Origin of the sequence: Synechococcus sp. OH2 (assembly GCF_047462155.1) — a bacterium.
In the GTDB taxonomy this organism is placed as follows: Bacteria; Cyanobacteriota; Cyanobacteriia; order Thermostichales; family Thermostichaceae; genus Thermostichus.
Map to the genome: position 1 here is coordinate 43720 of NZ_JANSIR010000108.1, position 12502 is coordinate 56221.

The 12502-nt window shown below is 58.3% G+C and carries 10 protein-coding genes, 1 tRNA gene and 1 pseudogene; 9 read left to right on the top strand and 3 right to left on the bottom strand.

Going from position 1 to position 12502, the window contains the following annotated elements:
* Together ntrB and NW835_RS11125 are read right to left on the bottom strand one after the other, a co-directional pair.
* On the bottom strand, positions 1 to 663 hold a 663-nt coding region (gene ntrB / locus NW835_RS11120; protein ID WP_414415312.1), incomplete at its 3' end, for a nitrate ABC transporter permease.
* Positions 664 to 1138: 475 nt separating this feature from the next.
* Positions 1139 to 2443 carry a CmpA/NrtA family ABC transporter substrate-binding protein gene (locus tag NW835_RS11125; RefSeq protein ID WP_414334600.1) on the bottom strand — a complete coding sequence of 435 codons (1305 nt, stop codon included), beginning with the start codon at positions 2441 to 2443 and terminating at the stop codon, positions 1139 to 1141.
* A gap of 213 nt (positions 2444 to 2656) precedes the next feature.
* On the opposite strand from NW835_RS11125, the gene NW835_RS11130 reads away from it, so the two are divergent.
* The 7 genes from NW835_RS11130 (at position 2657) to NW835_RS11160 (ending at position 8959) form a co-directional block, all read left to right on the top strand.
* Complete coding sequence (locus tag NW835_RS11130) at positions 2657 to 3739, top strand: tocopherol cyclase family protein (RefSeq protein ID WP_414415313.1); 1083 nt, start codon at positions 2657 to 2659, stop codon at positions 3737 to 3739.
* 150 nt (positions 3740 to 3889) lie between these two features.
* Positions 3890 to 3963, top strand: a tRNA-Arg gene (locus NW835_RS11135).
* Between the two features lie 119 nt (positions 3964 to 4082).
* The gene (locus tag NW835_RS11140; protein WP_414364112.1) at positions 4083 to 6557 is read left to right on the top strand and encodes an ATP-dependent Clp protease ATP-binding subunit; all 2475 of its coding nucleotides are present in this window, start codon (positions 4083 to 4085) and stop codon (positions 6555 to 6557) included.
* 161 nt (positions 6558 to 6718) lie between these two features.
* A complete protein-coding gene (locus NW835_RS11145) occupies positions 6719 to 7351 on the top strand; it encodes an ATP-dependent Clp protease proteolytic subunit (RefSeq protein WP_414364113.1) in 633 nt (210 codons plus the stop codon).
* Between the two features lie 17 nt (positions 7352 to 7368).
* Positions 7369 to 7740, top strand: a complete 372-nt coding sequence (locus NW835_RS11150; RefSeq protein ID WP_414415314.1) for a Uma2 family endonuclease — start codon at positions 7369 to 7371, stop codon at positions 7738 to 7740.
* 78 nt (positions 7741 to 7818) lie between these two features.
* On the top strand, positions 7819 to 8430 hold the full coding sequence (locus NW835_RS11155; RefSeq protein ID WP_414364115.1) for an ATP-dependent Clp protease proteolytic subunit: 612 nt from the start codon (positions 7819 to 7821) through the stop codon (positions 8428 to 8430).
* Positions 8431 to 8728: 298 nt separating this feature from the next.
* The gene (locus tag NW835_RS11160; protein ID WP_414415315.1) at positions 8729 to 8959 is read left to right on the top strand and encodes a hypothetical protein; all 231 of its coding nucleotides are present in this window, start codon (positions 8729 to 8731) and stop codon (positions 8957 to 8959) included.
* A 15-nt stretch (positions 8960 to 8974) separates the two neighbouring features.
* Here NW835_RS11160 and NW835_RS11165 read toward each other — a convergent pair whose 3' ends face one another.
* Entirely contained in the window at positions 8975 to 9583 is a 609-nt protein-coding gene (locus NW835_RS11165; RefSeq protein WP_414415316.1) for a chromophore lyase CpcT/CpeT, read from the bottom strand.
* Between the two features lie 185 nt (positions 9584 to 9768).
* Here NW835_RS11165 and NW835_RS11170 point away from each other — a divergent pair, with 185 nt between their 5' ends.
* Both NW835_RS11170 and NW835_RS11175 read left to right on the top strand, forming a co-directional pair.
* A complete protein-coding gene (locus tag NW835_RS11170) occupies positions 9769 to 11163 on the top strand; it encodes a malic enzyme-like NAD(P)-binding protein (RefSeq protein ID WP_414385113.1) in 1395 nt (464 codons plus the stop codon).
* Positions 11164 to 11883: 720 nt separating this feature from the next.
* Positions 11884 to 12502: pseudogene (locus NW835_RS11175) on the top strand (hypothetical protein); the annotation flags it as partial.

Below are 12502 nucleotides of genomic sequence, written 5' to 3' on the forward strand. Positions count from 1 at the left end.
TGCAGCAATAATCGCCAGCCAGGAGAGGCCGATGCCAACCCGCAAACCTGTGAACATGTAGGGCAAAGCAGAGGGCAACAGCACCTTAAAAAAGAAGTCTATCTTGGAAAGCCTCAGCACTCTAGAAACGTTGATGTAGTCTTCCGGAATCTGCCTTACCCCCACCGCTGTGTTGATCAAAATGGGCCAGATAGAGGTGATGAAAATAACAAACAGGGCAGCCGGCTCATTGCGCTGCAAAGCCGCCAAGGAGATGGGCACCCAAGCCAAGGGAGCCACCATGCGCAAAAACTGGAAGATGGGATCCAAAGCGCGGTTGATCCACACGCTGCTGCCCACCAAGATCCCCAGGGCAATGCCCGCCAAGGCGGCGCTGCAGTAGCCGATGGCAACCCTTTGCAGGCTGGCCAAAGTTTGCCACAGCAGCCCTTGGTCGAGGTCGCTGTTGCGATACAGAGGATGCAGGATTAGATAACGGCTGCGCTCATCCATCCAAATATCCCACGGTCCCGGCAGCCGGATCAGGTTGGCGCTGGACAAAAGTTGCCAGATCAACAAAAATCCCGCAATGCCAACCACGGGAGGGAGGATCTGATCCCGATACTTGGCAAAGTCGAACTTGGCCGTCGAAGACTTTGTCGGAGAAGAAAGTGTCGTCGTCATGGCTCCTAGAGAGGATAGGGTTTTACACAGTTCTCCGTTGCTGCGCCCCCAGAACATCTCGACCGAGGGGTTTTACAAAGTGCTGGCAACAGAGCACGAGCTTGGATCAGACTTGCCTCTTCCTTGGACGGGCAAACACAAGGACTGCAAGCTCGACAAAACTCTCACAACAATCAGTAAAATCAGCGCCCCCATCGCTATCGAGAGGATGAGCTTGTCCCAGTGGGGCTGAGCCGGTCTCTCGAAGCAGGGATCCCTGGAGTATTCCCGCGGAACGTGAAGTAGAGCTAACATAGCCGATCCTCGCCATAGCGTTCAGAAATCTTCATCAGAATCCTTCAAAAGGCGCAAGGCTAACAGTTTAACTTGATGGGAGCGGGCAGCTCGGCCCAGCTTTTTTTAACTCAATGGAATCTCGCCAATGGTCTGGATCTCTACTACACAAGAAGCACGTCTATGTTGACCTGAGCCGAGACTAGGCCCTCTTGATTTTCAGGCTGTTCAAGTAGGCCTGGGGATCTTGAGGGTCAAACACCACCCCATCGAAGAAACGCTCCGTTCCTCGCGAAGTGTTGCTGGGAATGTTCTTCACCCCCAAAGCCTGGGCGGCCTCGCGCCAGAGATCTTCGCGGTTGACCTCATCCACCAGACGGCGGGCAGTATCCAGATCCTTGAGGAAGCGAGCGTGGAAGCCCCAACGCAGCGATTCGGTCAAGAACCACAGGTCATGGCTCTTGTAGGGATAGGAGACGCTGCCCCGCCCATCTTCCCAGTACAGGGGCCCGGCGCTGAAATCTTGAACAGCCGGCTTGCCGTCTCCCAATTCGTACTTGCCCTGAAAAGGAGGCGTGAGAACCTCGACCGGCACATTTAGATAAGCACGCCCCGAAAGGATGCGCACCAGCTCTTCACGGTTGGCCGGATCGTCGCACCATTGCTGCGCTTCCATGACCGCCATCAAAGTGGCCTGCGTGGCCTTGGGGTTTTTCTCCACCCAGTCGGCGCGAATGGCCAAGTATTCTTCAGGGTGAAAAGGCCAAATCTGCTGGGTGAGGGCCGCCATGAAGCCGATTTTATCGGCCACAATCCGGTAGGGCCAGGGATCCCCGGTGCTAAAAGCATCCATGGTGCCATTGCGCATCCCCTGCACCGTCTCGGCAGAGGGTACCGCCAACAGGTCGATGTCTTGATCCGGATCTATCCCCCCAGCAGCCAGCCAGTAGCGGATCCAAAAATCTTGATTGACGTTGGGGAAGGTATGGGCGGCCTTGAATTTGCGTCCGTTGCTGGCGCTGAAATTTTTGATGTAGTCTGCGGCTCCGGAAACATCCAGCCCCAAGCCCTTGCCCGCATGCATTCCGGCAATGGCAATCCCGTTGCCTTGGGTGATCAACTGGCACAGAACCGCCATGCGTACCGGCTGGTTGTTGGTGATGGCGCCGATGTGGATCATATGGGGCATCGGCATCTGCCACTGCCCGCCGTCAATGCCCCCACCCGCCGAGCCGATCACCACGTTGTCGCGGGCTGCCGGCCAACTGGCCTGCTTCAACACCTCTACGCCGGTCATGCCGTGCTTGGCGAAAAAGCCCTTCTCCTTGGCGATGATCAGAGGGGCAGATTCCACAATCGGAATAAAACCCAGCCTGAGGTTGGGGGTTTCCGGGCCGCTGGCTTGAGCAACCCAGTAGCCCGTACTGGCCCGTGCTAGGCTGCCACTCACAAGCCCACCCACTGTGGCTGCACCCGCGGACAATAAAAAGCTGCGACGTGATGTCATGATCACCTCATCTTTGACAGAATATGTGAGCGCCAAGCAAAACCTTTTCAGTTCAAGCCGCTAGACCGACGGATTCCCCTCGTAAAGAAATCCTTAAATCTCAGCTTGGTTGATATCCTAAAAGCAGACAGGCATAGAGACAATACAATTATTCTTTTGATATCTATAGGTTTCTCTCTATCTTCTAGTAATTCTCGAAGGAGTTGCTCTCCGGTGGCAGAGGGCTTTAAGCAAAACGGCTCAACGGATGGGGGATCCCTGCCCCATGCCGGCTATCACTGGGACGGTTGTGCCGAGCCGTTTTTTGAAGGTTGGTACAGCCGTGTCACCTTGCCTGGGGATCCGCCCCTCAGCTTTGCCTTCATGTACGCCATCGATCCCAGGCGAGGAGGCATGGCGCAGGTGTTGGGGCCGGACGAGGAGCTGCAGTGGCGCACCTTCCCCAACCCGCAGCGCTTCTGGGCCAGTTGGCGGCATCTGGCCTTGGGGCACTCCGGCGGGCCAGGCGAGAGCTGGCGAGGGCTGCAGGAGCCCCTCACCTTTTTCCAGCGCACCGCCAGCGGCTACCAATACAGCGCCCACCTCAACCAAGGGATCCTGCCAGATCCCACCCGGGCCGAGCCGGTTCGCTGGCTCTATCGCATCCAACCCTGCTGCCCCTATGGGATCCCGCCGCGGGCCACCATGGGAGCCTGGTCTTATCTGCCCATCTTTGAACCGGGCTGGCAGATCCTGATGAGCCACGGCCTGGCCAGCGGCTGGGTGGAGTGGCGGGGCAGGCGCTACGCATTCGAGCAGGCCCCCGCCTACGCCGAAAAAAACTGGGGGCAGAGCTTCCCTCGTCGCTGGTTTTGGATCCAGTGCAACGCTTTTCCCGACCATCCCGGCCTCAGCCTCACCTGCGCCGGAGCCGAGCGACAGGTGCTCACCCGCCCCGAAGAAGTCGCCTTAATCAGCTTGCATGGGTGGGGATCCCAGCCTTTTTTGGAATGGCGGCCCGGCCAAGCGCGGCTAAGCTGGCAGGTAGATCCCTGGGGATCCTGGCAGGTGTGCGGTGAGGGATCCCACTGGTGCATCCAAGTAGAAGGTCATACACGGCAGCCTGGGCAAACCGTCTTCACCCCTGGCCCGCAAGGGATGCGGCGCAACTGCCGCGACACCTTGGCCGGGCATCTACAAACCCGCCTGTGGCGGCGCAACGGCCAAGTCTGGATCCAGGTGCTCACGGCCAGCAGCTCCCAAGCCGGCCTCGAGGTGGGGGGAGAAGTTCTGCGCTCCTGGCCAGGGCATCGTTGAACCTTGGCGGATATCTACACCCCCCTTGGACTTTCCCAAAAACGCTCTTGTGCTAGAATACCTAAGCCACACTGATAGGCGTCCATCTCTGAAGAGGAGAGACAGGTCTTCAACCGTGGCTGTTTTGCTTTTCCTGTAGGTAGATAGCTTGCGCCTGTAGCTCAGTGGACTAGAGCACGTGGCTACGGACCACGGTGTCGGGAGTTCAAATCTCTCCAGGCGCGTCACGATCCCAGATGATTTTTCGTCTGGGGTATTTACCCTACCTTAGTTGGCCTGAATCCTGTGTTAGGATTAGGCCTATCAAGTCCGCCTTGATGCAGGCGTAGGGAGCCCGAGGATCATGTTTGAACGCTTTACAGAAAAAGCCATCAAGGTGATCATGCTGGCCCAGGAGGAGGCCAGACGGTTAGGTCACAATTTCGTTGGCACCGAGCAAATCTTGTTGGGGTTAATCGGCGAGGGCACTGGGGTCGCCGCCAAAGTTCTCAAGTCCATGGGAGTGAACTTGAAGGACGCCCGCATTGAAGTCGAGAAAATTATTGGCCGGGGATCCGGCTTTGTGGCTGTCGAGATCCCTTTCACTCCCCGCGCCAAGCGAGTGCTGGAGCTCTCCTTGGAGGAAGCTCGCCAGCTCGGCCACAACTACATCGGCACTGAGCACCTGCTCCTGGGCCTGATCCGCGAAGGGGAAGGGGTAGCCGCCCGCGTTCTGGAAAACCTGGGGGTGGATCTGTCCAAGGTGCGCACCCAGGTGATCCGCATGTTGGGCGAGACCGCCGAAGTGACGGCAGGGGGTGGATCCTCCAGCCGCACCAAAACGCCAACCCTGGACGAATTCGGCTCCAACCTCACCCAATTGGCCCAAGAGGGCAAGCTGGATCCGGTGGTGGGTCGGACGCGGGAGATCGAGCGGGTGATCCAGATCTTGGGCCGCCGCACCAAGAACAACCCCGTCCTCATCGGCGAGCCGGGCGTGGGCAAGACCGCCATTGCCGAAGGTTTGGCCCAGCGCATTGTGCAGGGGGATGTGCCCGACATCTTGGCCGACAAGCGGGTAGTCAGCCTGGATATCGGCCTGTTGGTGGCCGGCACCAAGTACCGCGGCGAGTTTGAGGAGCGCCTCAAGAAAATCATGGATGAGATCCGCAACGCCGGCAACATCATCCTAGTCATCGACGAGGTGCATACCCTCATCGGGGCCGGGGCTGCCGAAGGGGCCATCGATGCTGCCAACATCCTCAAGCCCGCCCTGGCCCGCGGCGAACTGCAGTGCATCGGCGCCACCACGCTGGATGAGTACCGCAAGCACATCGAGCGAGATGCCGCTCTGGAGCGTCGCTTCCAACCCATCATGGTGGGCGAGCCGAGCGTTTCAGAGACAATCGAGATCCTGTTTGGCCTGCGGGAGCGCTACGAGCAACACCACAAGCTGAAGATCTCCGACGCGGCTTTGGAGGCAGCGGCCAAGCTGGCCGACCAGTACATCTCCGACCGCTTCCTGCCGGACAAGGCCATCGACCTCATCGACGAGGCGGCTTCACGGGTGCGCCTGATCAACTCGCAACTGCCGCCGGCGGCGCGGGAGCTGGATCAGGAGCTGCGGCGGGTGCTCAAGGAGAAGGATGCCGCAGTGCGGGCCCAAGACTTCGACAGGGCCGGTGAGCTGCGGGATCGGGAGATGGAGATCAAGCAGCAGATCCGCGCCATTGCTGCTGCCAAGAAGGCTGAGGAAAGCAGCCGCGAAGAGATGCCGGAGGTCACCGAAGAGGACATTGCCCAGGTGGTGAGCGCCTGGACAGGGGTGCCGGTGGCCAAGCTGACCGAGAGCGAGTCCGAGAAGCTGCTGCACATGGAGGAAACCCTGCACCAGCGCATCATCGGCCAAGATGAGGCGGTGCGGGCCATTTCCCGTGCCATTCGTCGCGCTCGCGTGGGGCTAAAAAACCCCAACCGCCCCATCGCCAGCTTCATCTTCTCCGGCCCAACAGGGGTAGGCAAAACCGAGCTGACCAAGGCCCTGGCGGCCTACTTCTTCGGCTCCGAGTCGGCCATGATTCGCCTCGACATGTCGGAGTACATGGAGCGGCACACGGTCAGCAAGCTGATCGGATCCCCGCCCGGATATGTCGGCTACAACGAGGGGGGCCAGCTCACGGAAGCGGTGCGGCGCCGTCCCTACACGGTGGTGCTCTTCGACGAGATCGAGAAAGCCCACCCGGATGTGTTCAACCTGCTGTTGCAGATCCTAGAGGATGGCCGCCTGACCGACGCCAAGGGCCGCACGGTGGACTTCAAAAACACCCTAATCGTGATGACCTCTAACATTGGCTCGAAGGTCATCGAGAAGGGTGGTGGCAGCCTCGGCTTCGAGTTCAACACCAACGACGAAGATGCGAACTACAACCGCATCCGCAACCTGGTGCACGAGGAGCTAAAGCAGTACTTCCGCCCCGAGTTCCTCAACCGGGTGGACGAGATCATCGTCTTCCGGCAACTGACCAGGGATGAAGTGAAGCAGATCGCTGATATCCTGCTCAAGGAAGTGTTCGACCGCATGAGGGAGAAGAAAATTTACCTCACGGTCAGCGATCGCTTCAAGGATCTGCTGGTGGAGGAGGGCTACAACCCCAGCTATGGGGCACGTCCGCTGCGCCGCGCTATTCAGCGCCTGTTGGAAGACATCTTGGCGGAAGAGATCCTGACTGGCCATGTCAAAGAGGGCTCGGAAGTCCTCATCGATGTGGACGAGGAGCGTAAGCCCAAGGTGCTGGTCACAGAGCCGGAGCGGGTTCTCTTGCCGCAGGGAGCGGAGTAAAGCTGCCGCGGGACATCTGAGTCTCCCCTTCCGGTTCTGGTTCCTAGGAAGACAAGGGATCCGCTGCTGTTCTCGGATCCCTTGCTCTTATCCTTCGTCTGTGTTGTTGTTCTAGGCAGTGGTCTTTAGAGTCAAGGGATTGGCCGTAGGAGAACTTTGGCATGGTGCAATCGACCTACTACTATGGCGGCGCTCCGGTTCGGACTCCGCCTCCCGATTTGGCCTCGCTGCTGCTGCAGGAGCGCATTGTCTACCTGGGCCTGCCCCTAGCAGAGGAGTCGAATGCCAACGTCACCAAGCTGATTGTGGAACAACTGCTGTATTTGCAGTACGAGGATCGGGAAAAGCCGATCAAGATGTACATTAACTCGACGGGCACTTACAACTACGACACGGCAGCGTTTGCCATTCTGGATACGATGAACTACATCAAGCCGCCGGTGCATACCATCTGCATTGGCAATGCCATTGGCATGGCGGCCATGCTGTTGGCAGCGGGCGCCAAAGGGTTCCGGGCCAGCTTGCCCAATGCCACAATCGTGCTGCATCAGCCCTACGGTGGCACTCGCGGACAGGCCAGCGATATTGAAATTCGCACCCGCGAGATCTTGACCCTGCGCAACATGATGTTGGAGGAACTATCCCGCAGCACGGGTCAGCCTCTGGAGCGCATCAAGAAGGACACAGAGCGGCTGTTTTTCATGACTCCGGAAGAGGCCAAGGCCTACGGCCTTATCGATCAGGTGCTGACCAGCTCCAAAGTCCTGCCGAAGTTGGCAACAGCCAAAAATTAAAACAGCGGGATCCGTCAATGGTTCAAGTCCCTGTACAGCCTTTAACGGCGGAGGAGTACCTACGCCTCACGGACTGGCCTTATGAAGGACGGCTTGAACTTGAAGACGGGTATATCCGGGAAGTGCGAACTGAGGAGCGCATTAACACCCCCGTTGAGCTGTTTCTGATTGCAGAATTTCGGCTGCACATGCCCCCACCGCTGCTGGTGAATGAAAAACGCGATTATCAAGACAAACGCAAAGACTATGCTACCGGTGGGATCCCGGAATACTGGATTGGGGATCCTGCCAAGCAGTTCGTTTCCGTGTTCGCTCGGTTGGTGGGGAATACGAAGACGAGGTTAAAACCGGCCCTGAACGCATTGTTGCCTCGGTTTTGCCCCAGCTAGATTTGAGCGTGGAAGAAACCCTGCAAGCGTGTCGTTCTGTGTAGTGTTCCGTGCTGCATACTTTGTCAGGAGATACCTATGCCAATTGGAGTGCCTCGCGTTCCCTACCGTCTGCCCGGTGAGCCCTACAGCCAGTGGATCAGTCTCGATGACCGCCTCTACCAAGAGCGGATCCTGTTTATCGGCGAGCCCATCGATGACAATTTGGCCAATACTATCGTGGGGGTGATGCTCTACCTCAACTCCCAGGATCCCCAAAAGGATATTGTGATGTACATCAACTCTCCCGGCGGCTCTGTAACGGCGGGGATGGCCATCTACGACACCATGAACCACGTCAAGCCCGACATTGTTACCGTTTGCGTGGGCCAAGCAGCCTCGATGGCGGCCTTTTTGCTGGCTGCCGGCACCAAGGGAAAACGCTTTGCCCTGCCCCACTCCCGCATCATGCTGCACCAGCCTTCTCTGGGCACGATCCAAGGCCAGGCCAGCGATATCGAAATTCGCGCCCGCGAAACTTTGCGGGTCAAACGGCGCATGAATGAGCTCTTGGCGCAAATGACTGGCCAGCCGCTGGAGAAAATCGAGCGGGATGTGGAGCGGGATTTCTACCTCTCGGCTACAGAAGCCCAGGCCTACGGCATTGTAGATCGGGTGATCCAAGAGCGCTCGGAAGCAATGGCCAGCTAGGGGGGATTTTGGCTCGTCGCAAAAAGACGGCCTGGGCAAGCTCCTGAGTAAGATAGGGATCCAAAGGCTGACTCTCTTTTGCTTGGCCGTTTGACGGGCCTGGATCGAGTGCTCCTGCCAGCAGGTGTGATGTTCCTTGGCTTATACGGTGTTGGTTCTGGGGTGCCGGGAGATGGGCTGAGGATCCCTGGGGTAGCTAGGATAAGGCGGGGTGAACCGAAAGCATTGGGTCAAAAGGAGTAGTGGATGGGCCAGTCTGCTGGTGTTCCTGCTGTATCCGCCGAATCAGGCTTTGGCTTTGCCCCCGGCTTCTGAAATCCCTGAGGAGGTGCTGCGGGCGCAGCCAGGTTTGCAGGCTCGCTCGCCGGTCGATAATCAGCCCCTCACTGCTGGCGAAGCTCTGCAACTCCAAGCAGCCCTGGCAGCCCGGCCCGAAACCGGATCTGTTTCTCCAGAGGTGGAGCGGCTGATCTTTTTGCTCAAGCTGCGCAAAGGGTTGCGCGACCTGTTTCCTTTTTTGTTCCCCTAGCCTTTGATCCGGCTTTCACCCTCTGTCCCCCTCTCCCCAAGGGCGAGGAGGGATCCCTTTCTGGTAGCAGTAGGGGCCGGCGCGGGATCCCCAAGTTTGTTGACCACTGGTGGCGTCAAAGCCGCGATCCCAGGTGATGAATTCCTGAGCCGTGAGGTCAAATTCGATGTGGATGTAGGTGCTGTCGCCGGGGTTGAGACGGCAGCCGCCGCCGGGCAGCATCTCGCCGTGAAAGCAGCCTGGGCGTTTCTCCACCAAAATACGACAGCCGGGCAAGTGCTCCAGGTCGGACAACGAAAGCTGCGCCAAGCGCTGCGGCTCCTGGGAGGCGCCTGCCCAAGCTGCTTGATCCCGTAACTTATAGTTCTCAATCCGCAAGGGATCGGCCAACACCTGCAGCACTCGGCTGCGGTAAAATCGGCCCGGTGTGTGCTCGTTAAATTGCTCGGTAAAAAAGCCGATTCCTTCTGAAAAGAGGTGGGGAAGGCGCACGTACCAAAGGCTCACCGGCACAAACCAGACCGGTTCTGCCATTGCTTGGGCGCGGTTGCTGTAGTAACCTTCCAGCCAATCGGCAAAAGTATTGAGGTCGGAGTCGGCAGTTGCCGCAGCAGAGGTTGTCATATGCAGGAAGGAGGGTTGCCTGTCTGCAGGATTTCTCAATCCTACGCTTATTCCACCGATGTGTACTGAGTCGGGGAAACCCTTCTTCCAGAGGGAGAAGGGAGTTGAGGATCGGCGCAACCAGAGAGCTCAGCGTTAAGGAGCGTGCTCTGCTGAAAGCAATTTTTCTTCTACCATAGAAAGCTATGGCAAAACTCACCCCCAGCTCCAGCTACAGCATTGCCCTACGTCTACGTCTGCCCAACCAGCCGGGGGCGCTGGCCCGTGTTACCCAAGCCATTGCCGAGGTGGGAGGCAGCCTCAGCCAGATTGACCTCATCCACCAATCAGCAGCCGAAACGGTGCGGGAAATCTGCGTGGATGCCGTCAGCAGCGAGCACGCCCAGCAAATTTACGCTGCTGTTGCCTCTTTGCCCAACGTGAAGGTGGAGCGGGTGGTGGATCGCACCTTTGAGCTGCATCGGGGGGGAAAGTTGCAGGTGGTGGCCAAAAGCCCCCTGGAGAGCGCTGCCGATCTGGCCATGGCCTATACCCCAGGCGTGGGCCGGGTGGCCCTGGAGATTGCCGCCGATCCCAGTGCTGTCTATGAATACACCATTAAAGGGAATTGCGTTGGCATTGTTACTGACGGCAGCGCCGTGCTGGGCCTGGGGAATATCGGCCCGGAGGCCGCTCTGCCGGTGATGGAGGGGAAGGCAGCTCTGTTTAAGCGCTTTGCCGATATCGATGCTTTCCCCCTCTGCCTGGCTACCCAGGATGTGGGAGAAATCGTGGAGACAGTGGTGCGCCTGGCGCCGGGGTTTGGCGGCTTTAACCTGGAGGACATTAGCGCCCCCCGCTGCTTTGCCATCGAGTCCCAGCTCAAGGCCCGTCTCAGCCTGCCAGTGTTCCACGACGATCAACACGGCACCGCCATTGTCGTGCTGGCCGCCTTGCTGAACGCCTTGAAGGTGGTCAAAAAAAACCTAGACGAGGTGCGCATTGTCCTCAACGGGGCAGGAGCAGCCGGGATTGCGGTAACGCAACTGCTGCGGCGGGCTGGGGCAGCCCACATCGTGGTCTGTGACCGCCAAGGGATCCTCAGCCGCTCCCGCACCGACCTCACCCCCGAGAAAGCTGCCATTGCCGTTGAGAAGAGCGGATCCCTGGCAGATGCCTTGGTGGGGGCAGATGTGTTCATTGGGGTGAGCGTGGCCAATGCCTTGACCCCAGAGATGGTGGAAAAGATGGCGCCGGATCCCATTGTCTTTGCCCTGGCCAACCCGGTGCCAGAGATTCAGCCGGAGCTGGTGAGCGGTCGGGTGGCGGTGATGGCCACCGGGCGCAGCGACTACCCCAACCAGATCAACAATGTGTTGGCCTTTCCGGCGGTATTTCGCGGTGCTCTGGATTGCCGCGCCAAGCAGATTAACACCGAGATGTGCCTGGCTGCCGCCCAGGCCATTGCCAATTTGATCCCACCTGAAGATTTGGATCCCCAGTGGATCATTCCCTCAGTCTTCGACGGGCGGGTAGTTCCCCAGGTGGCCGCCGCCGTGATCCAGGCTGCCCGCCAAACAGGAGTGGCCGGGATCCCTTGAGGGTTGCCCAGGCGGCCCTCCTTTAGGGCGACTATGGGCAACGAAGAAGTTGCGGGCAGACAGTCCGTTGGCGGAGGAAAACCTTACCAAAAGCGGGTGGAAGGCAGCATCCGCTTGCATCAGTGGTCTGCAGGCTCCTAAAGCGTCAACCCCTTAGGGTAGCAAACCATTGCAACTGCAATTTATTCACGTCCTAGCACTGCGCGGAAGCAAGCTGGCAGTGCAGGGAAGATCTCAACATACCGAGCATCAATTTTGTCGGAAATGGCCTGGGGGACGCTTTAGAGCAGCAAATGCGGCAACGTTGAAGTCTACTTTCTTTTTTGGATCCCTTGTAACTTAACAACCCTTCAAGCTTTCTTCCTTCTTTGTGTAGTATTTTGTGCAGACCTCACTGACTTCATCGATTACCCTGAGTTTTAGGTTTCTGATCACTCAGCACTCCCAATGGACATACGTAAGCCGCTCTACGTCCACATCGTCACCACGCTCACCGCTGCTAGTATTGCCGCTTTGCCTCAATCTGACCTCGGCAGAGCCCTCAGAGTGGCTCTGGTGGTTGGAGCCGGGAACGCAGTAGCCTCGAGGATTGCTTGGTCTTCTGCCCGAGACAGGGATCAGCGCGTGCAAAGCCTCCTCCAAGCAGAGATTGAAGAGCTACAGAACCGGTCTGCGCGGAAGGAGGAAGAAATTCAAAGATGGCGGGGTCTCGTCGGAGACTTGTCCCGGCAAGTCCAGGAGAGGGACGAGAAGCTGCAGAACCGGCAAGCGGAACTGACAGAGCTCCAAACCCGGCTTCAGCAGAGCAGCAAGCAAGTCCAAGATCTGGAAGCACAGCTGGCCGAGCAACAGCGCTTGAAAGAAGAGCTCCGCTGGCAAATTGAGGAAGGCGAGAAAGAACTTTCTAGGCTGCGGGATCAGCTTCGGCAAAAAAGCGAGCAGCTCCAAGAACTTGAAGCCCAGTTGGCCGAGCGGCGTCAGCTTTTGCAACAGCTCCAAGACAAAGATCGGCAAGTGCAAAGCCTCCAAGCAAAGATTGAAGAGCTACAGGACCAGTCTGCGCGGAAGGAGGAAGAAATTCAAAGATGGCAGGGTCTCGTCGGAGACTTGTCCCGGCAAGTCCAGGCCAGAGAGGAGGAGTTGCAGAACCGGCAAGCGGAACTGACAGAGCTCCAAACCCAGCTTCAGCAGACCAGCGAGCAAGTCCAAGATCTGGAAGCGCAGCTGGCCGAGCAACAGCGCTTGCAAGAAGAGCTCCGCCGCCGGGAGCAAAGAATCGAGGAGCTCTGCCGGCAAATTGAGGAAGGCGAGAAAGAACTTTCTAGGCTGCGGGAAGAGC

Excerpts from the sequence above, each read along its gene's own strand:
- NW835_RS11125 (WP_414334600.1), bottom strand. The coding sequence starts at position 2,443 with ATGACATCACGTCGCAGCTTTTTATTGTCCGCGGGTGCAGCCACAGTG.
- NW835_RS11140 (WP_414364112.1), top strand. The coding sequence starts at position 4,083 with ATGTTTGAACGCTTTACAGAAAAAGCCATCAAGGTGATCATGCTGGCC.
- NW835_RS11145 (WP_414364113.1), top strand. The coding sequence starts at position 6,719 with ATGGTGCAATCGACCTACTACTATGGCGGCGCTCCGGTTCGGACTCCG.
- NW835_RS11150 (WP_414415314.1), top strand. The coding sequence starts at position 7,369 with ATGGTTCAAGTCCCTGTACAGCCTTTAACGGCGGAGGAGTACCTACGC.
- NW835_RS11155 (WP_414364115.1), top strand. The coding sequence starts at position 7,819 with ATGCCAATTGGAGTGCCTCGCGTTCCCTACCGTCTGCCCGGTGAGCCC.
- NW835_RS11165 (WP_414415316.1), bottom strand. The coding sequence starts at position 9,583 with ATGACAACCTCTGCTGCGGCAACTGCCGACTCCGACCTCAATACTTTT.
- NW835_RS11170 (WP_414385113.1), top strand. The coding sequence starts at position 9,769 with ATGGCAAAACTCACCCCCAGCTCCAGCTACAGCATTGCCCTACGTCTA.